18 protein-coding genes are annotated in these 17,874 nt (G+C 62.5%); 7 read left to right on the forward strand and 11 right to left on the reverse strand.

All coding sequences use genetic code 11. The annotated features are described in order from the left end of the window. Window positions 1–10 precede the first annotated feature (10 nt). Together AC3EML_RS27420 and AC3EML_RS27425 are read right to left on the reverse strand one after the other, a co-directional pair. Complete coding sequence (locus AC3EML_RS27420; protein WP_023711180.1) at window positions 11–406, reverse strand: (R)-mandelonitrile lyase; 396 nt, start codon at window positions 404–406, stop codon at window positions 11–13. A 48-nt stretch (window positions 407–454) separates the two neighbouring features. Beyond that, complete coding sequence (locus AC3EML_RS27425; RefSeq protein ID WP_023683763.1) at window positions 455–1,006, reverse strand: methyltransferase family protein; 552 nt, start codon at window positions 1,004–1,006, stop codon at window positions 455–457. Between the two features lie 147 nt (window positions 1,007–1,153). Between AC3EML_RS27425 and AC3EML_RS27430 the strand changes: the two genes are divergently transcribed. From AC3EML_RS27430 to AC3EML_RS27440, 3 genes are all read left to right on the forward strand, one after another. Then, complete coding sequence (locus AC3EML_RS27430; protein ID WP_023711179.1) at window positions 1,154–2,014, forward strand: alpha/beta fold hydrolase; 861 nt, start codon at window positions 1,154–1,156, stop codon at window positions 2,012–2,014. 245 nt (window positions 2,015–2,259) lie between these two features. After that, a complete protein-coding gene (locus AC3EML_RS27435; protein ID WP_023711178.1) occupies window positions 2,260–4,311 on the forward strand; it encodes an elongation factor G in 2,052 nt (683 codons plus the stop codon). A 725-nt stretch (window positions 4,312–5,036) separates the two neighbouring features. Beyond that, window positions 5,037–5,534 carry a methyltransferase family protein gene (locus AC3EML_RS27440; protein ID WP_023711177.1) on the forward strand — a complete coding sequence of 166 codons (498 nt, stop codon included), beginning with the start codon at window positions 5,037–5,039 and terminating at the stop codon, window positions 5,532–5,534. 22 nt (window positions 5,535–5,556) lie between these two features. On the opposite strand, the gene AC3EML_RS27445 is transcribed toward AC3EML_RS27440, so the two are convergent. Continuing rightward, window positions 5,557–6,453, reverse strand: a complete 897-nt coding sequence (locus tag AC3EML_RS27445) for a LysR family transcriptional regulator (RefSeq protein ID WP_023671970.1) — start codon at window positions 6,451–6,453, stop codon at window positions 5,557–5,559. Window positions 6,454–6,533: 80 nt separating this feature from the next. Beyond that, on the reverse strand, window positions 6,534–7,508 hold the full coding sequence (gene trxB / locus AC3EML_RS27450) for a thioredoxin-disulfide reductase (protein ID WP_023689720.1): 975 nt from the start codon (window positions 7,506–7,508) through the stop codon (window positions 6,534–6,536). Window positions 7,509–7,764: 256 nt separating this feature from the next. Here trxB and AC3EML_RS27455 point away from each other — a divergent pair, with 256 nt between their 5' ends. Continuing rightward, entirely contained in the window at window positions 7,765–8,241 is a 477-nt protein-coding gene (locus AC3EML_RS27455) for an Lrp/AsnC family transcriptional regulator (RefSeq protein ID WP_023689719.1), read from the forward strand. A 422-nt stretch (window positions 8,242–8,663) separates the two neighbouring features. Here AC3EML_RS27455 and AC3EML_RS27460 read toward each other — a convergent pair whose 3' ends face one another. The 5 genes from AC3EML_RS27460 to AC3EML_RS27480 all read right to left on the reverse strand — a co-directional run bounded on the left by AC3EML_RS27460 (window position 8,664) and on the right by AC3EML_RS27480 (window position 13,328). Then, window positions 8,664–9,734, reverse strand: a complete 1,071-nt coding sequence (locus AC3EML_RS27460; protein ID WP_352521334.1) for a phosphodiester glycosidase family protein — start codon at window positions 9,732–9,734, stop codon at window positions 8,664–8,666. A 116-nt stretch (window positions 9,735–9,850) separates the two neighbouring features. Continuing rightward, window positions 9,851–10,504 (reverse strand): D-glycero-alpha-D-manno-heptose-1,7-bisphosphate 7-phosphatase, encoded by a 654-nt coding sequence (locus AC3EML_RS27465; RefSeq protein WP_488505353.1) that lies wholly within the window; start codon window positions 10,502–10,504, stop codon window positions 9,851–9,853. Next, window positions 10,497–11,069, reverse strand: a complete 573-nt coding sequence (locus AC3EML_RS27470) for a D-sedoheptulose-7-phosphate isomerase (RefSeq protein WP_023671975.1) — start codon at window positions 11,067–11,069, stop codon at window positions 10,497–10,499. Before AC3EML_RS27470 ends, AC3EML_RS27465 begins: the two co-directional genes overlap by 8 nt. An 8-nt stretch (window positions 11,070–11,077) precedes the next feature. Then, complete coding sequence (gene rfaE1, locus AC3EML_RS27475; RefSeq protein WP_023671976.1) at window positions 11,078–12,571, reverse strand: D-glycero-beta-D-manno-heptose-7-phosphate kinase; 1,494 nt, start codon at window positions 12,569–12,571, stop codon at window positions 11,078–11,080. 124 nt (window positions 12,572–12,695) lie between these two features. After that, window positions 12,696–13,328: a LysE family translocator gene (locus AC3EML_RS27480; RefSeq protein WP_023671977.1), complete on the reverse strand. Its 633-nt coding sequence runs from the start codon at window positions 13,326–13,328 to the stop codon at window positions 12,696–12,698. Between the two features lie 134 nt (window positions 13,329–13,462). Here AC3EML_RS27480 and rfaD point away from each other — a divergent pair, with 134 nt between their 5' ends. The 3 genes from rfaD to waaC are packed head-to-tail and all read left to right on the forward strand — an operon-like array spanning window position 13,463 to window position 16,364. Then, window positions 13,463–14,413, forward strand: a complete 951-nt coding sequence (gene rfaD / locus AC3EML_RS27485) for an ADP-glyceromanno-heptose 6-epimerase (RefSeq protein ID WP_023683756.1) — start codon at window positions 13,463–13,465, stop codon at window positions 14,411–14,413. After that, window positions 14,386–15,393: a lipopolysaccharide heptosyltransferase II gene (waaF, locus tag AC3EML_RS27490; protein ID WP_352521335.1), complete on the forward strand. Its 1,008-nt coding sequence runs from the start codon at window positions 14,386–14,388 to the stop codon at window positions 15,391–15,393. Before rfaD ends, waaF begins: the two co-directional genes overlap by 28 nt. After that, window positions 15,390–16,364, forward strand: coding sequence for a lipopolysaccharide heptosyltransferase I (gene waaC, locus AC3EML_RS27495; protein WP_352521336.1), 975 nt, complete (start codon window positions 15,390–15,392; stop codon window positions 16,362–16,364). Before waaF ends, waaC begins: the two co-directional genes overlap by 4 nt. Window positions 16,365–16,387: 23 nt before the next feature. Here waaC and greA read toward each other — a convergent pair whose 3' ends face one another. Together greA and AC3EML_RS27505 are read right to left on the reverse strand one after the other, a co-directional pair. Further along, on the reverse strand, window positions 16,388–16,861 hold the full coding sequence (gene greA, locus AC3EML_RS27500; RefSeq protein WP_023683753.1) for a transcription elongation factor GreA: 474 nt from the start codon (window positions 16,859–16,861) through the stop codon (window positions 16,388–16,390). Window positions 16,862–17,149: 288 nt separating this feature from the next. Then, window positions 17,150–17,686, reverse strand: coding sequence for a tetratricopeptide repeat protein (locus AC3EML_RS27505; RefSeq protein ID WP_023683752.1), 537 nt, complete (start codon window positions 17,684–17,686; stop codon window positions 17,150–17,152). Window positions 17,687–17,874 lie beyond the last annotated feature (188 nt).

Raw genomic sequence — 17,874 nt, forward strand, 5'->3', positions numbered from 1 at the left:
GGAGCAGACCTCAGCCGCCATACTGCTCGCTGGTGACCGCTTCCATCCAATCGGCATGGACGCCGTCCAGCGCTTCCTGCATGGCGACGTGGGTCATTGTCGTCTTTGGACCCGCGCCGTGCCAGTGCTTCTCGCCGGGCTCGAACGAGATCACGTCGCCCGCCTTGATCTGCTGGATCGGCCCGCCCCATGTCTGCGCAAGGCCGGCGCCCGACGTGACATAGAGCGTTTGGCCGAGCGGATGCGTGTGCCAGTGGGTACGCGCGCCAGGCTCGAAGCTGACCAGCGTGGCCCGCAGCCGCGCCGGCGCTTCCTTCTCGATGATGGGCGTCTGCAGCACGCGGCCAGTGAAATACTTCTCCGGTGCGATGATGGTCGGCACGCTGCCGCAGGCAATGATCTTCATCTCTGGTGACCCCTAAGTTTGGCAGAACCTACCCTGCCCCGGTGCCGGCTACCACCCCAGCCGGGGCCAGAACAGGCCGGCACGTACGCGATAGTCCGCGTAGGCTCCGGCCAGCGGCGTGCGCGAAAATTTCTTCTCTTCGTCCAGCGCCGCAAACACATAGAGGATAGCGATCCCGGCGACCGGCACCAACGCCCAGACCGACCAGGTCGCGATCCCCCAGCCGATCCAGAAGACGATGTAGGACGTATAGAAGGGGTGGCGGACATGGCCGTAGGGGCCGTGGGTCAGCAGGCTGTGCGGATCGTCGGGTGCGAAGACGAAGCGCAGCCGCACCTTGCGCGACGTGACGATCGCCCACCAGAACAGGGCAGAGCTCGCCAGTTCGACGGCAAGTCCGGTGAGCTTTGCCGAACCCGGCTGCGATTGGATCCAAAGGGTGGCGAGAAAGAACAGCGCCGTGGCGATGACCGCCGCCGAAATCACCATGGCGCCTGGAGACATCGCCTGCGATTGGAAATGCGCCCGCATCGACCAGACATATTGGCCAAGCATCGCGATGCTGCAGATCGAGACAAGAAGATCGAGGACTGGTTCCATTGTCGGGATTCCGCGCGTGATTGCCATGGAGCCAGCGATCGTGCCGGCTATCTCTTTAGAAATCCTTTCTTAACCACATGTTTAAAGAACATATAGAGCCAGCGATGCGATGTTGGCGGTCAGGCAAATCTCAAGGTCTAATCCAGCATGAGCATCACTCACCGCACCATCCGCACGCCGCAGGCCGACTTGCGCCTCAGCCAGTCGTCTGGGTCCGGCATGCCCATCGTCATGATCCATGGCTCGGGCAGTTCGCGCGCCGTGTTTGCCCGTCAGTTCGATAGCCCGCTTGCCGACGGCCATCGGCTGATCGCCTTCGACCTTCCCGGCCACGGCGAGTCCTCCGATGCCCGCGACCCGGCGACCGCCTATACGATTACCGGCCTTGCCCAGACCACAGCCCGGCTTCTCGACGCTTTGGGCATCGGCCACGCCATCATCTTCGGCTGGTCGCTCGGCGGCCATGTGGCGGTCGAACTGGCCAGCTTTCACCATGCGGTCAGCGGCCTGGTGCTGACCGGAGCGCCGCCGGTGTCGCGAGGGCCGCTTGGCATGCTGCGCGGCTTTCACGCCAACTGGGACATGCTGCTCGCCTCCAAGAAGGTCTACTCCGAACGCGACATCGAGCGTTTTGAGGCTCTGTGCTACGGCGACACCGCCAGTCCGTCTTTCCGCGAAGCCATCAGGCGCACCGACGGTCGGCTTCGCGCCGGCGTGGCGCGCTCCATGTTTGCGGGCAAGGGCGCCGACCAGAAACAGGTGGTCGAGCACGCTCCGTTCCCCGTCGCGGTGATCAATGGCGAGCATGATCCGCTGGTGCGGCTAAGCTATTTCGAGACCGTCGCCTACAGCTCGCTGTGGGAACAGTGCCATGTCATACCAGGCGCCGGCCATGCGCCCTTCTGGGAACGTCCGGACCTGTTCAACCCGTTGCTGTCGCGCTACGCCGAGATGGTGGTGAAGCAGAGTGCAGCCGCCACGCCCACGCGCCGCACTCAGGCAAGCTGAAATCGCCCGACGGTTCTGATCCCCGGGTCTTGCCTCGGCCGCCTGACGGCGGCGCGATTTCTATTTTCCTTGCCCTCCCGGCTAACCCGTGGGACGATGGGTTGGGCAGGTGGCTAAATGAAAACAACCCCGCCCGCGACGGTCGAACAGGCCGGCCGCCGCTCACGACAGGGTGCGATCGGCGCAAAACCGTTTCCACTTTTGCTGATCGCACTCCAAGGGCAACGCCTGAGTGGAGGTCAGCCATGGGTACTCGCGCCGGAGGACGACGCACGGGACCGAAATGCATTGCCATAGTCGGTCCCTTTGCAAGCGGTAAGACGACACTTCTCGAAGCCATCCTCGCCCGTACGGGCGCCATCCCCCGCCAAAATCCCGTTTCATCGGGAAGCACCGTTTCCGATCATTCGCCCGAGGCGCGGGCGCACGCCATGAGCGTCGAGGCGACCTTTGCCACCACCGAATTCATGGGCGAGCAGATCACCTTCGTCGACTGTCCCGGATCGATCGAATTCTCCTTCGAGGCCGAGCCGGTGCTGGCAGCCTGCGATCTCGCGGTGGTCGTCGCCGAGGCCGACGAGAAGAAGATCCCAGCCTTGCAGCTCATCATGCGCAAGCTCGACGATCTCGGCGTGCCGCGCATCCTGTTCCTCAACAAGGTCGACAAGGCAATCGCCGGCGTACGCGATACGCTGAAGATGCTGCAGCCGACGAGCGCGGCGCCGCTGTTGCTGCGCCAGATTCCGCTGCGCAAGGACAATGTGGTGATCGGTTCGATCGACCTGGCGCTGGAGCGCGCCTACATCTACCGCGAATATGCCGAAAGCCAGGTTGCCGAAATTCCAACTGACGACAAGGCGCGCGAACTGGAGGCTCGCTTCTCCATGCTGGAGACGCTTGCCGACCATGACGACCAGTTGATGGAGCAGTTGCTGGAGGAGATCGAGCCGCCGAAAGACGCGGTCTTCGACGATCTGTCCGCCGACCTGCGCGCCGGCGCCATAACGCCGGTGCTGATCGGCACCGCCGAAAAAGGCAACGGCGTGCTGCGCCTTTTGAAGGCGATCCGCCATGACGCACCGGATGTCGAGGCGACGCGCAAACGGCTCGGCGTCCCCGACGGCAATCACACCGTGGTCCAGGTGATGAAGACCATCCACACCGCGCATGGCGGCAAGCTGTCCGTGTCGCGCGTACTCTCCGGCCAGATCGCCGATGCAGCCGAACTCTATTTGTCGAATGGCGAGACGGCGAAGGTCTCCGGCATCTACAAGATGCTCGGAAAGGACCAGTCCAAGCTCACCGCTGCCAAGGCCGGCGACACGGTGGCGTTGGGCAAGCTGGACGAGGTCAAGACCGGCCAGACGTTGAGCTCCACGAAGGGCGGTATCAAGCCGCTGGTCACGCTGACGCCGCCGCAGCCGGTCTTTGCCTTTGCCCTGCGGCCGAAGGAGCGCAAGGACGAGGTCAAAATGTCGGCGGCCATCCAGCGCCTGGCCGAGGAAGATCCCTCGCTCACCTTGCGCCACAATCAGGACTCGGCCGAGACCGTGCTGTCCGGCCATGGCGAGATGCATCTGCGGGTCGTGCGCGAGCGGCTGGAAGGCAAGAATCAGATTCCGGTCGAAGGCCATGCGCCTGCCGTCCCCTATCGCGAGACGATCCGAAAGACGGTGCAGCAGCGCGGCCGCCACAAGAAGCAGTCCGGCGGCCATGGCCAGTTCGGCGATGTGGTGATCGAGATCAAGCCGCTGCCGCGCGGCTCCGGCTTTCAGTTCTCGGACACCATCACCGGCGGCGTCGTGCCCAAGACCTACATCCAGTCGGTCGAAACCGGCGTGCGCGATTATCTGAAATCCGGCCCGCTCGGCTTCCCTGTGGTCGATGTCGCCGTCAACCTCTCCGACGGCTCCTACCACGCCGTCGATTCCTCCGACATGGCTTTCCAGATGGCGGCCAAGCTGGCCATGAAGGAAGGCATGGCGGCCTGCTCGCCGGTGCTGCTCGAGCCGGTCATGAAGGTCGAGATCGTCACGCCGTACGAAGCCACTTCGAAGATCATCGCGCTGATCCCGCAACGGCGCGGTCAGATCCTTGGCTACGACGCGCGGCCTGACTGGCCGGGATGGGATGTCGTGGAGGCGACCATGCCGCAGGCCGAGATCGGCGACCTGATCATCGAACTGCGCTCGGCGACCTCCGGCGTCGCCAGCTATCGTTGCGCCTTCGATCACATGGCCGAGCTGACCGGACGGTTGGCCGACGAGGCGATGAACGCCAACGGCAAGGCTGCCTGACAGGCCGAAGGATGATCCGCACAAAAAACGGCGCCCGGATGATCCGGACGCCGCTCTTATTGCGGACCGTCTTCTTGGGAGGAAAACGGCAGGTCCGCCGCACGTATCCGCCGCGCCATACGGCACTGACAGACGAATAGGTTCGGACGCGGTAGCCGCCTGAGCCCGGATCTTCCGAGTGATGCCCCCATCTCCCGGTCGAACCACACCGCGTCCTATGATCTGCTTAAACGATGAATCACGCCTGCGGCATGTTACCTGAGGTTACATGTCACTGTTACGCGGCGATTTTGCTCGATTTTTCGCTGGCTACGGCAGGCCCGGAAACAAAAAAGCCGGATCAATGAAGATCCGGCTGAGTTTGATTGGAAGTGCCTGTTAAGGCTAACCTCCAGAGGGGAACACTCGAGGGCGCTAATGGGAGGAGAACGCACCCAGGAGATGATCTATATATGTGCTGTTCATGCCCAAGAAACAAGCATCTATTTTGCAACACACGCATGCAAAAAGGTACAGGCTGTGGTCTAACCCATGTCTAGGGGCCATAGGACCACGAAAAGTTGCCAAATGAATGGCGCGACCATGCTGTTGCCTTCGCAGAACCGCAAGTCGGGCTGATTCTCGCGCTCGCGGGCAAAAAGCCGAATGACGTTGAATCGGGCACCAGGCGTTTATTTTTGCGGCAGCGGGATGGGAAGGGTCGGCCGGAAGAAGGGAGACCTGACATGCGGACACCCCAGGCGATCGCCGGCAGCGCGGTCTTCTTCATCGCCGCACCTTGTGTCGTCGCCGGGCTGGTGCCCTGGCTGCTCACGGACCGCTACCGTCTGCCGCTGTCGACGGTGCCCGGCTTCGTGCCGGCCGGCTCCATCCTGATTGTCGCGGCCATCGCCCTGCTCGTCCAGTCCTTTGCCCGCTTCGCGCTCGAAGGCCTCGGCACGCCGGCGCCTGTCGCGCCCACCGAGAGACTGGTGATCGGCGGCGTCTACCGCCATGTCCGCAACCCGATGTACGTCGCCGTGCTGTCGATCATCCTCGGCCAGGCGTTGCTGTTTTCAAGCTGGAGCGTCGCTGCCTATGCCGCCATCGGCGCGATCGTCATGGGCTCTTTCGTCAGGTTCTATGAGGAGCCGACTCTCGCCCGCCGCTACGGTGGCGAATACGAGACCTACCGCCGCAATGTTCCCGGCTGGCTGCCACGGCTGACGCCTTGGCGGGGGTGACCAGCACCTCCCAAGGGCATGTTTAAAATGACCAGCTGCGCGCTTTGGCGATGATGAAGTCGCGGAAGACGTGCAGCTTGGCCTGGTTCTTCATTGCATCGGGATAGGCGAAATAGGTGTCGAAGGACGGCACCTCGGTCTCCGGCAAAAGCTGCACCAGATCCGATTCCTTGGAGATCACGTAGTCGGGCAGCATGGCGATGCCGGCGCCGCCCTGCACGGCGCGCTTGATCGACAAGATGTCGTTGATCTGCAGCGTCGGCACCCTTTGCCCACCGTCGAAATCGCCGATCGTTTCCAGCCAGTTCAGCTCCGACAGATGCGACGGCACCGGCACACCGAAAGTGACGATGCGATGGTTCTTCAGATCGGCGACCGAGGTCGGCTTGCCGTGCTTGCCGACATAGGACGGCGAGGCATAGAGGTGGAAATGCACAGTGAACAGGCGGCGCTGGATCAGGTCCGGCTGCTGCGGCTGGCGCAGACGGATCGCGCAATCCGCCTGGCGCATGGTGAGGTCGAGTTCCTCATTGGCGAGGATCAACTGCAGGCTGATTTCGGGATAGAGCTCGATGAACTCCTGCACCCGTTCGGTCAGCCAACCGGCGCCAAGCCCGACTGTCGTCGTCACCCTGAGCACGCCTGAGGGACGGTCCTTTGCCTCGGTCAGCTTCGACTTGATGGTCTCCAGCTTCATCAGCACGTCATGCGCCGTGCGGAACAGCATTTCGCCCTGCTCGGTCAGCACTAGGCCGCGGGCATGGCGATTGAACAGCGGCACCCCGACGTCATGCTCGAGCGCGCTGACCTGGCGTGAAATCGCCGATTGCGACAGGTGCAAAGTCTCGGCGGCATGGGTAAACGACCCAGCCTCCGCCGCTGCGTGAAACACGCGAAGCTTGTCCCAGTCCAACGCCATTGAATTCCCCTCGTTCTGTTCTTGGCGTCTGAATGAAAAATCAGGCTTTTGAACGGCTTGCGACGCCGTCTTGATAGATTTTATTCCGCCGCTTCGCGGTGCACCTCGATGCCGGCCAGGTATTTTTCCGCCTCGAGCGCGGCCATGCAGCCGAGCCCGGCGGCGGTCACCGCCTGACGGTAGATGTCGTCGGTTACGTCACCGGCGGCGAACACGCCGGGCACATCGGTGCGGGTCGAATTCGGCGCCGTCCACAGATAGCCGTTCGGCTTCTGCTTCAGCTTGCCGACAAACAATTCCACCGCCGGCGCATGGCCGATCGCCACGAACACGCCGTCCACCTGGAGATGGGTGACCTCGCCGGTCACCGCATTTCTGAGCTTCAGCCCTTCGACCGAAGGCGGCAGCGGCGTCTTGCCGGGCCGGCCGGTGATCTCGTCGACGATCGTGTCCCAGATGACTCGGACATTGTCCTTTTTCAACAGCCGCTCACGCAGGATGCGCTCGGCGCGGAAATCGTTGCGCCGGTGGATGACGGTCACGCTCTTCGCCAGATTGGAGAGATAGAGCGCCTCCTCCACCGCCGAATTGCCGCCGCCGATGACAGCGACATCCTTGCCGCGATAGAAAAAACCATCGCAGGTGGCGCAGGCCGACACGCCGAAGCCCATGAAGGTCTGTTCGGTGGGGATGCCCAGCCATTTCGCCTGCGCGCCGGTGGCAATGATCAGCGCGTCGGCCGTGTAGGTGGTGCCGGAATCGCCCGTGGCGCGGAACGGCCGCACATTGAGGTCAACCTCGGTGATGATGTCGTTGACGATGTCAGTGCCGACATGCTCGGCCTGCTTCAGCATCTGCTCCATCAGCCACGGGCCCTGGATCGGATCGGCGAAGCCCGGATAGTTTTCGACATCGGTGGTGATCATCAGCTGCCCGCCCTGCTGCAAGCCTGCTACGAGCATCGGCTTGAGCATGGCGCGCGCGGCGTAGACTGCGGCGGTATAGCCGGCCGGGCCGGAACCGATGATAAGGACAGGCGCGTGCTTGGTGGTCATCTAAAGCCTCTGCGGGGCAGACAATCGAGTGTGCCTTGGAAAACGACGTGAAATGTTGCTGGTAATGTAAGGGTTGCCAACCACACCAGCAAGACGATCAGGCCGTCGTCCCCGGAAAGCTTCGGCCTACAGGCTTATTCGCGCAATGGCCGCTTTCGTTACGGTTGCGAAATCGCCCGACCAAAGGGCTGGCATCGACACAAAAGTCGTTTAAGGACGAGAGCGCGAAAGATTCTTGCGCTAAGCCGAGACCGCCATGCCCCTGAAAGCCGACCTCGATGCCATCGACTGGAAGATTCTGCGCGAGCTTCAGGCCGACGGGCGCATGACCAATGTCGAACTGTCGAGCCGTGTCGGCATTTCCGCCCCGCCCTGCCTGCGCCGTGTCCGGCGGCTGGAGGAAACCGGCATCATCAGAGGCTATCGCGCCTTGCTCAACGCGCCGGCGCTCGGCATGGATGTCGTCGCCTTCTGCCTGATCGGCCTGCATCACCAAGCCGACGCGGAGCTCAAAGCTTTCGCCGAGCGCACTCGCGGCTGGCCGATCGTGCGCGACGCCTGGATGGTCTCGGGCGAATCCGACTTCCTGCTGCATTGCGTGGCGAGTGATCTCGGCACCTTCCAGACCTTCGTCATCGAAGAACTGGCTTCGGCGCCGAATGTCGACACGGTGCGCACCGCGCTGACCATCCGCCGCGTCAAGGACGAAGGGCTGGTGGCGTTCAGCGCCTGATAAGCGAGATTAACTTCGAAAAAGCATGTGCGACGCCGACCAAGACATACCCCAACAGACACACTGCTACCTCTCCGACAACTGGCAAAAGAATGAAGCCGTCCCCAGGGCCGGGGCTCTCACCAGGGGACATCTCCGGCAAAGCTAAAAAGGCTAGCAAAATAGGTGAGCAAGCAAGCCAGACGAATGTGATGACATGCGGCAACCATTTGAGACGGAAAATGTTTTTTGACGCGAGAACGCCGCGCCGATCACAATCATGTTGACGACGAATATGAGCCAGAAAGCGAATTCTGGCGCCGAAATCGTAGGGTATTCCGGGTCAGATTGCGTGAACATGAGCGGCCAAGGTTGAATATGCCATCCGGTTTCAGCTACGGAATCGGGAGTACTTTGACCCACCCTGCCAAGGGCAGGATCTGCTACCTGCGCTCCACCGTGAGAACAACAGGCAATCCCCAGGGCACATCTAGCGGTGCTTGAAGCAGTGAGACGTCGCCATCCGCGACCTGGGCTTCCCACTTGGCATAGTGTTTCAACCGGTAGTTCCCGGAGCGGACGCTGAGGCAGGCAACAGGCCCGCCATCGAGGTTTAGCGCCGTCTTGAGATCGAGGTCGGTCTGCAACAGGAAGTTTGCTAGCCGGTCCAGCGAGAAGAAAGCGTCCTTGGTCGAACCGACGATGATCCAGCCCTGACGATCTTCCGCGATAAAGGTGCGGTTGGCCAACCAGTTGCTCTTGGCGCGTACATTGTTGCGGCCGTCCTCACCGACAAGCAATGGATAGGAAACCATAGCGTTTTCGGCATTCTCCGTGACTGCGCGCCAGTCACGTGAATTGAGATCGACCACATGCGTGCCGGAGGCATTCACGAACCAGGCGCCGGCCTTCGCATCGTATTCATCCGGCCCGAGCCTCGCACCCATGCTGACAAAGGGCGTGTCGGCTTCGCCCTTCAGTCCGAAATAACTGCCATTGACGATCAGAACGGTGCCGCCTGCGCCTTGTGGATTGAGTGCCGCTTCCCACTGGTCGATGTCCTTGGCACCACTGGGCTCGTTACGGGCAACGAAACGGAATTTGGCTGGATCGAAACGGTTGAGATAGAGCCGGTCAATTTCACGGTCGCCCGCCATGACGGGGATTTCTCTGACCTGGAATCCAGGCTCGGTTTCATTCCATGAGCTGGCTCCAGCGGTCACATCAGGAATTTCCGATTTCAACGCAAGCTGCATGGCAGGCGAGAGACGCGCATCGTCGGGTGCAACGGCGATCCAGTAGCTTCCGCCGCGGCGAAGAAGTGCATTGAGCCCATACACGCCGTGTTTTTGCCAGACATACCCCACGGCTGAAAGCACAGCCAATATCAACAAGACAACGGCAACAGAGATTGCTTTCTTCAATGAATTCCCCTCGTTCTTCGATGGAATGACATCTGCAAATTTCTTGCTTGAATGATGTCTGATCTCTGCAGTTTTTCCGCAAAAGAGCATGGTGCTTTCCTGGGGAATAGCGTCAAAGCAAAGAAATGGATCGGCTCGCCGTTTCTGCGAAACGGTGAAACGCTCAAGCTAACCCATTGAGATTGCGTCGCAACAGATCCGGAAAGCTAAATCAGTCTCGATCCGAGCAACTCGACAGCTCTCAAAAGCCGTTCCAGATCATCGGGGTTGCGCAGCGGCAGAACCTCGAAGCCCGGCTCATTACTTCCCTCGCCATCCACCAGCCAGCCGCGCGGCAGGCCGGCACGTTGTCCGGCCTGCATATCCGCGGCCTTGTCGCCGACTATCAGCGAGCGCTTGAGATCGAGGCCGAGACGCTGCCGGGCCTGTAGCAGCATGCCCGGATTGGGCTTGCGCATTGGATGGTCGGCGACCGCCAGTGGCCCGCTGCCCGCCTCGTGGTAGGCGCAGGCCAGAACCATGTCGACGAAGGCATCGCCGGCGGCAAGCAGCTTGAGAACCCGGCCGTTGACCGCGGCAAATTCCTTCCAGCCGAAATAGCCGCGCGCGATGCCGGACTGGTTGGTGACGATGACCACCGGGATGTTGCCCCGGTTGGCCGCCGCGATGACCGGCACGATGCCGTCGCGCAGCGCCATTTTGGCTGGATCGTCGGGATAGCCGGTGTCGACATTGATGGTGCCGTCGCGGTCGAGGAACAGCGCCGGCGCGTTGGCTGGAAACACCCGCGAACCCACCCGCTCAACCCACAGGCCGGGCTCAGCCAGCGGGTATGGACCGTAGGCCCCGGTGTCAGCCATTCGACAGACGGTCTTCCACCACCTCGCAGAGATAGTGGTAGAGGCAGAGATGTCCCTGCTGGATGATCGGCGTCGAGGTCGAGGGCACGTTGAGCAGTATGTCGGTGAGCGGCTTGAGTTTGCCACCGCTGTCGCCGGTGAGGCTGACCACCGTCATGCCCATCATCCGAGCCTGTTCGGCGGCAGCCAGAATGCTCGGCGAATTGCCGCTGGTCGAGATGGCAAGCAGCACGCCGCCGGGCGCGCCATGCGCCTCGACCTGGCGCGAAAACACGGTGTCGAAGCCATAGTCATTGCCCCAGGCGGTCAGCATGCCCGCGTTGGCCGGCAGCGCAATCACATTGTAGGCCTTGCGCTCCTTAAGGAAGCGGCCGACCAGTTCGGTGGCAATGTGGATGGCGTCGCTGGCCGAGCCGCCATTGCCGCAGACCAGCAGCGCCTTGCCCGAGGAAAGCGCGGCGACGACCGCACTCACAGCACGTTCCATCTCGGCGGTCAGGTCACGCTCGACTGTCGCGGTGATCGCGGCCGCCGAGCGGACCAGATAGTCATTCAGTCCGGACATGAAATCCCTCAGTTGGTACCGCCGCCGGCGCGCAATTTGCCGATCGTGCCGGTGGTGCTCTTGCCGGCGACAAGGTCGACCAGGACGACGCGCCCGCCCGCCTTCTGCACCACATCGGCGCCGACAACGGTTTCGACCGTGTAGTCGGCGCCCTTGACCAGAATGTCGGGCAGAAGCGCCTCGATCAGCGCCAGCGGCGTATCCTCTTCGAACACCACGACCGCATCGACCGAGGCCAGGGCGGCGAGCACGCAGGCACGATCATGCTGATCGTTGACCGGGCGCCCTGCGCCTTTCAGCCGACGCACCGAGGCATCGCTGTTGAGGCCGAGCACCAGCCGGTCGCACTGGCTGCGCGCCGCGTGGAGAAGACTGACATGGCCGGCATGCAATATATCGAAGCAGCCATTGGTGAAGCCGACGCTCAGGCCCTCGTCCTTCCACGCCGCCACCATGCGCGCGGCCGATGCGGCATCGAGGATGGCGTCCTTATGGGCGGTGGGGCCGTGCGAGCGGAACAGCGCGCCGGTGAGTTCCTCCACGGTCAGCCGCGCGGTGCCGCGTTTGCCCACCACCACACCGCCGGCGGCATTGGCGATGGAGGCGGCCATGACGCGATCGGCGCCCGCGGCCAGAGCCAGCGCGAAGCTCGCGATTACCGTATCGCCGGCGCCCGAAACGTCGAACACTTCGCGCGCCTGGGTGGCGATGTGGCGCGCCTCATCCGCGCCGACGACGCTCATGCCCTTTTCGCTGCGGGTGGCGACGACGAAGTCGAAGCCATGTGCCGAAATCAGCTGGCGTGCCGCCGCGACGATCTCGTCGTCGGCGAAAACCGGGCGACCGACAGCTTCGCCAAGCTCCTTGCGGTTGGGCGTGATGGCGGTCGCGCCGGCATAGCGCGCATAGTCGCGGCCCTTGGGATCGACCAGCACCGGTTTTCCCGCCTCGCGGCAGATGGCGATCAGGTCGGCGGCGACGCCGTCGAGCAAGATGCCCTTGCCATAGTCGGACAGAATGACGATGTCGGCGCGCGTGAGTGCGGCGCGAAAATGCCGGACCAGGTCCGCCCGTTCCTTGTCGTCGAGCGGCTTGATCTCTTCCTCATCGAAGCGCAGCACCTGCTGATTGAGCGCGCTGAAGCGGCTCTTCGACGACGTCATGCGACCGCGCTCCTGCGCCATATCAGCCGTATCGGCGCCGAGTTCGCGCAGCATGCGCACCAGATTGTCGCCGGCCACATCGGTGCCGATCACCGATATGGGAATAGCGCTGGCACCCAGCGAGACGATGTTGGCGACAACGTTGCCTGCGCCGCCCATCGTCGAGGTCTCGCCGCGCCCGTGCAGCACCGGGATCGGCGCTTCCGGCGAGATGCGCTCGATGACGCCGTTGACGAAACGGTCGAGGATGAAGTCGCCGACCACCAGCACGGCAACGTCGCCAAAGCGGGCAATGGCGCGGTGCAAAGGTTCGGGCGAAGGCGGATTGTGCTTGATCATGTCACTGGCAATGCGAGGGAAAGGCCGACCTCAATCACGCTGAAAATTGTCAATTTACGGGCCGGATCGTTCATGGCGAAGCCGATATACCGCAAATCCGCGCAGCGCAACGTCAGGGCGGCCGTCAGCTCTTCTGCAACGCGACGTGGACGCCCAGTCCGACCAGCACCGCCCCGCCCGCCCTCTGCATGATGCGCTGCGCACGGCTGGAGCGCTTCAGCCGGGCGATCACCATGCCTGCCAGCAACACGCAGACAATATCTGCCGAAGAGAACATTAAATTGACGATGGTGCCCAGCACGACGAATTGCAGCCACACCGGGAAACCCGCCGAGGCATCGATGAACTGTGGCAGGAACGCCATGAAGAAGATCGCCGTCTTCGGATTGAGCACTTCGACGGTGATGCTCTCGAAAAATGCCCGGCGCGCCGATTTGCGCTCGATCGCCGGCAGCGCCGTGTCACCGTCCCCGCGCTTGCGGAACAAGGACACGCCAAGCCAGATCAGATAGAGCGCGCCGATGAGCTTGACCGCCATGTAGAGCGGCGGCACCGCATGGAAGAGCACCGACAGCCCGGCGGCAGCCGCAAAGACATGGAAATAACCGCCAAGATGGATGCCAAGTGCCGCCGTCAGCCCCGACCAGCGCCCGCGCGCCATGGTCTGCGCGGCGGCATAGAGCATCGCCGGTCCTGGAATATAGGCAAAGATCGCCGTGGTGGCGAAAAACGCAATGAGCAGTTCGGTCGACGGCATTTTTTGTCCCCTAGCTTGCGGGCCTCGAATAAAGCGGGCCGCTTCGCGGTCTCACTGTGGCGTCGTGGTGCTTCATCGACAGTACGCTTGGCCTCCCTTATAAGGACCGGAATCGCAAGCAACCAGAGGCCTTCATGATCATCGTCACGGGCGGGGCCGGCATGATCGGCTCCAACATCGTCGCCGCACTCAATGCCGAAGGCCATGATGACATCCTCGTCGTCGACGACCTCACCGACGGCCACAAGATCGCCAACCTGGCCGATTTGCAGATAGCCGACTATCTCGACAAGGACGAATTCTTGGCCACCTTGGAAGCCGGCGACCTAGGCCGCGTCGAGGCCGTCTTCCACCAGGGCGCCTGCTCGACCACCACGGAATGGAACGGCAAGTTCATGATGGACGTGAACTACGCCTTCTCAAAGCGCTTGCTGCATGGCTGTCTTTCGCTGCGCATACCGTTCCTCTATGCCTCCTCGGCTTCCGTCTACGGCGGCGGTTCGGAGTTTCGCGAGGATCCCGCACTTGAGCGGCCGCTCAACGTCTACGCCTATTCGAAGAAACTATTCGACGACTATGTCAGGCGCACCGTGTTCGACACCGATCATTCGCAGGTCGCGGGCCTGCGCTACTTCAACGTCTATGGCCCGCGCGAGGCGCACAAGGGCGCCATGGCCTCGGTCGCCTTCCATCTGTTCAATCAGGTCGGGCGCGGCGAAAACCCAAAGCTGTTCGGCGCCCATGACGGCTTCGGCCCCGGCGAACAAAGCCGCGACTTCATTCACGTCGGCGATGTCGCCGACGTCAATCTGTGGCTGTGGAAGCGCGGCTCGAGCGGCATCTTCAACTGCGGCACCGGCCGCGCCCAGCCGTTCCGCGCCATTGCCGAGACCGTGATCGATACGCTGGGCCAGGGCGAGATCGAGTTCATCGAATTCCCCGATCACCTCAAGGGCAGCTACCAGAGTTTTACCCAAGCTGATATGTCCCGCTTGCGCGCAGCCGGCTATAATGGGCAATTCCGCAGCGTGGAAACCGGCGTCAGAGACTATGTCGAATGGCTGAAAGCCCAACGATCCTCGTGATCGGCCCACGCTGGGTGGGCGATATGGTCATGGCGCAGTGCCTGTTTTCAGCGCTGAAGGACGTCCATCCCAACGCCGCCATCGACGTGCTGGCCCCGGCCTGGGCGGCCCCGCTGGTCAAGCGCATGCCCGAGATTCGCCAGCAGATCGATTTCCCGCTGCAACCGGGCGCGCTCGAATTCACCATTCGCCGCCGCTTCGGCCGCCTGCTGCGCGGCCGCTACGACACGGCCTACGTCCTGCCGGGCAGCTGGAAATCGGCGCTGATCCCGTTCTTTGCCCGCATCCCCCGCCGCTTCGGCAATCTCCGGGAAATGCGCTACGGCCTGCTGACCGACATCGTGCCGCTGCCCGATGCCGTCAAACGGCGCACCGCGCAGGCCTATTTTGGCCTCGCCCAAGGCGGACATTTCCGGCCGCCGCGGCTCACCGTCGACGCCGGCAATCAGAAAGATCTGCTCGCTCGCTTCGCAGTGCAGCCGGGAAAATTCGTCGCCATGATGCCCGGCGCCGAATTCGGTCCGGCCAAACGCTGGCCTAGCGAAAGCTATGCCGGCCTCGCCGGAGAGATGATGGCGAAAGGATTCAAGGTCGCGTTGTTCGGCTCGAAGAACGATCGCGACGTCACCGCCGAGATCGCAGCACTCGCGCCCGGTGTCGTCGATCTGGCAGGAAAGACACGGCTGGAGGACGCCATCGACCTGATCGCCGCGGCCAGGCTGGCGGTGTCCAACGACAGCGGGCTGATGCATGTCGCGGCCGCCGTCGGCACGCCGGTCGTTGCCGTCTACGGTTCGACCTCGCCGGAAAACACGCCGCCGTTGGCTGAACAGCGCGAACTGATCTGGTTGCATCTGTCCTGTTCGCCCTGCCACCGGAAGGTCTGTCCGCTCGGCCACCTCAACTGCCTGAAGACGCTGGACGTTGCCCGAGTGGCAGCGGCGGCGGACAGGTTGCTGGAACTCCCGGCCGCCGCATGAAGGTGTTGATCGTCAAGACCTCCTCGATGGGCGACGTCATCCACACCTTCCCCGCCGTCGAAGATGCACGCCGCAAGCGCCCCGATATCGCCTTCGACTGGTGCGTCGAAGAGGCCTTTGCCGGCATCGTCGCGCTGCATCCGGCGATAGCAAAGATCCATACCGTCGCCATCCGGCGCTGGCGCAAGCATCTGTTCAACGCCGGCACATGGCGGGAGGCGACAAGCTTGCGCCGCGCTCTGCAAGCAGGCGAGTACGACCTCGTCATCGATGCGCAGGGGCTGCTGAAATCGGCCCTGGTTGCGAAACAGGCAGCGGCACCAATCGCAGGTTTCGAACGCGCAAGCGCGCGGGAGCCCTCGGCAACGTTGTTTTACCAGCGCAAATACGCCGTGCCGCGCAACCTGCACGCCATCGAACGCACGCGCCGGCTGTTCGGGCTGGCGCTCGGCTACGAGCCCGATCTTTCGGCGCTCGCATCCGGGATTGTGCCGCCTCCCGGCGGCCTGGCCGGCATTGACGGCAAGACGGCCTTCCTGCTGCACGGCACCAGCCGCGAGGACAAGAAATGGCCCGCCGAAGACTGGATCGAAACGGCTCGCCTGCTGGTTGGTAGCGGAATGACGCCGGTCACCACCTGGTCGAACGAGCGTGAGAAGGCGGTGGCCAAGGCGATCTCGAAAGCTGTGCCGTCAACGATCGTGGTGCCGAGATCGCCGCTGGCAGACATTGCCGCGATCCTTGGCCGCTCGACGCTGGTTATCGGCGCCGACACCGGTCTGACCCACCTCGCCAGCGCCTTCGGCCTGCCGACGGTCGCGGTGTTCCTGGCGACCGAGCCGGGTTTGACCGGCCCGCGCGGGCAATATGCCTCAACGTTGCTGGCCGCAGCGGGGGAGCGCCTCATGCCGGCACAGGTGGTGCCGGAAGCAGAAAAGCTATTAGCCCTTAAGCTCCAAGCTTCGGCATAGGACCTTCCAGCAATTCTGAGGTGCTAGATAAATTGCACCTGGACGATCTCATAACCCCTGGCGCCGCCGGGGGCGTTGACCTCGATGGCGTCGCCGACTTCCTTGCCGATCAGCGCGCGCGCGATCGGCGAGGAGATCGAAATACGGCCCGATTTCACATCCGCTTCCTGGTCGCCGACAATCTGGTAGGTCTTCTTTTCCTCGGTGTCCTCGTCGACCAGCACCACCGTGGCGCCGAACTTGACCTTGTCGCCGCTAAGCTTGGTGACGTCGATCACCTCGGCCCGAGCAATATAGTCTTCCAGTTCGTTGACACGGCCCTCATTGAGGCTCTGCGCCTCTTTGGCGGCATGATATTCGGCATTTTCGGACAGGTCGCCATGCGAGCGCGCTTCGGAGATCGCCTCGATGATACGCGGCCGCTCTTGCTGCTGGCGCCAGCGCAGTTCTTCCTTCAATGACGCGAACCCCTCGCCTGTCATCGGGACCTTGTTCATGATGCCTGACCTTTCCTGCCGCCACCCCCGCATTTCGGGGAAAGCCTTGTCGATGGGTATAAAAAGAAAACGGGTCCGGCAGCCTCGGGCTAACGGAACCGTTTCACCGCAATTTTCCCCAATATAGCGATCCTCGCGCGTTTTTCACGCTGAAAAAGCAGGCTTTTTGAAAAATCATGAGCCGACTTGCGCAATTGCCGTCACGGCATGTGCAGCGTGTTGCAGTTGCGACAACAAAAACCGGCTGCGATTGCTCGCAGCCGGCCCAGAGAAGCCGTTGGGGTGGGGTCAGCTTCTCATGAAATGGTAGATCTGTTCGGCCAGCATGCCGTATTCGCGCGAATCTTTGCCCGTCCGCTTCTCGATCTCGGCCAGCTGCGCCTGGGCGCCGGCCAGATCGCCGATCTGCAGATGGGCCTCGCCGAGATATTCGCGCACCAGCGTGTAATCCGGGTTGATGCGGAGCGCTTCCTCGTAATAGCCGAGGCCGACGGTGACACGGCCGGAATGGCGATGCGAATAGCCGAGATAGTTGAGGATGCGTGGATCCTGCTTGTTGGCGGCAAGGCTGAGCACGGCGATCGCCTCATCATAACGCCCGGCCATGGCCAGGTCGTGACCAGCATCGTAGATGTTGTCGTCGTCCAGCATGCCGTACTTCGGCGCGACGCATTTCTGCTTTTTCTTGTCCCAGACCTGCCCCTTCTTGCACTGGGTGGTGGTCTCGGTACCACCGCCACCGCCGCCGGCCGCAAACACCGGAACCGCAAAGAACTGCAGCGCCACAAGCGCCGCAGCCGCCTGGATCAACACTCTTTTATGCATCGAAGCCTCCTTGAGGGATAATGACGATCTTGAGGGAAAATGACGATAATGAAAAGCTAACGCCGGGATGCAGACTTTTCATCCCGGAAACCCGCAGCCGCCGAAACTATTTGTGCGGCCGTGCCTAACCTGAATTCGGTCAAAGGCGGGAGCCAGGGATCAGAACATGACGTGACGCGCGCTGCAAA

It is taken from the genome of Mesorhizobium sp. P170090, assembly GCF_057786115.1.

What these genes read in the sequence shown, in the direction of transcription:
- AC3EML_RS27425 (WP_023683763.1), bottom strand. Translation starts at nt 1,006, where the DNA reads ATGGAACCAGTCCTCGATCTTCTTGTCTCGATCTGCAGCATCGCGATG.
- AC3EML_RS27435 (WP_023711178.1), top strand. Translation starts at nt 2,260, where the DNA reads ATGGGTACTCGCGCCGGAGGACGACGCACGGGACCGAAATGCATTGCC.
- AC3EML_RS27455 (WP_023689719.1), top strand. Translation starts at nt 7,765, where the DNA reads ATGCCCCTGAAAGCCGACCTCGATGCCATCGACTGGAAGATTCTGCGC.
- AC3EML_RS27480 (WP_023671977.1), bottom strand. Translation starts at nt 13,328, where the DNA reads ATGCCGTCGACCGAACTGCTCATTGCGTTTTTCGCCACCACGGCGATC.
- trxB (WP_023689720.1), bottom strand. Translation starts at nt 7,508, where the DNA reads ATGACCACCAAGCACGCGCCTGTCCTTATCATCGGTTCCGGCCCGGCC.
- waaF (WP_352521335.1), top strand. Translation starts at nt 14,386, where the DNA reads ATGGCTGAAAGCCCAACGATCCTCGTGATCGGCCCACGCTGGGTGGGC.
- AC3EML_RS27445 (WP_023671970.1), bottom strand. Translation starts at nt 6,453, where the DNA reads ATGGCGTTGGACTGGGACAAGCTTCGCGTGTTTCACGCAGCGGCGGAG.
- rfaE1 (WP_023671976.1), bottom strand. Translation starts at nt 12,571, where the DNA reads ATGATCAAGCACAATCCGCCTTCGCCCGAACCTTTGCACCGCGCCATT.
- greA (WP_023683753.1), bottom strand. Translation starts at nt 16,861, where the DNA reads ATGAACAAGGTCCCGATGACAGGCGAGGGGTTCGCGTCATTGAAGGAA.
- AC3EML_RS27465 (WP_488505353.1), bottom strand. Translation starts at nt 10,504, where the DNA reads ATGGCTGACACCGGGGCCTACGGTCCATACCCGCTGGCTGAGCCCGGC.
- AC3EML_RS27460 (WP_352521334.1), bottom strand. Translation starts at nt 9,734, where the DNA reads ATGCTCTTTTGCGGAAAAACTGCAGAGATCAGACATCATTCAAGCAAG.
- AC3EML_RS27430 (WP_023711179.1), top strand. Translation starts at nt 1,154, where the DNA reads ATGAGCATCACTCACCGCACCATCCGCACGCCGCAGGCCGACTTGCGC.
- waaC (WP_352521336.1), top strand. Translation starts at nt 15,390, where the DNA reads ATGAAGGTGTTGATCGTCAAGACCTCCTCGATGGGCGACGTCATCCAC.
- AC3EML_RS27470 (WP_023671975.1), bottom strand. Translation starts at nt 11,069, where the DNA reads ATGTCCGGACTGAATGACTATCTGGTCCGCTCGGCGGCCGCGATCACC.
- AC3EML_RS27420 (WP_023711180.1), bottom strand. Translation starts at nt 406, where the DNA reads ATGAAGATCATTGCCTGCGGCAGCGTGCCGACCATCATCGCACCGGAG.
- AC3EML_RS27440 (WP_023711177.1), top strand. Translation starts at nt 5,037, where the DNA reads ATGCGGACACCCCAGGCGATCGCCGGCAGCGCGGTCTTCTTCATCGCC.
- rfaD (WP_023683756.1), top strand. Translation starts at nt 13,463, where the DNA reads ATGATCATCGTCACGGGCGGGGCCGGCATGATCGGCTCCAACATCGTC.
- AC3EML_RS27505 (WP_023683752.1), bottom strand. Translation starts at nt 17,686, where the DNA reads ATGCATAAAAGAGTGTTGATCCAGGCGGCTGCGGCGCTTGTGGCGCTG.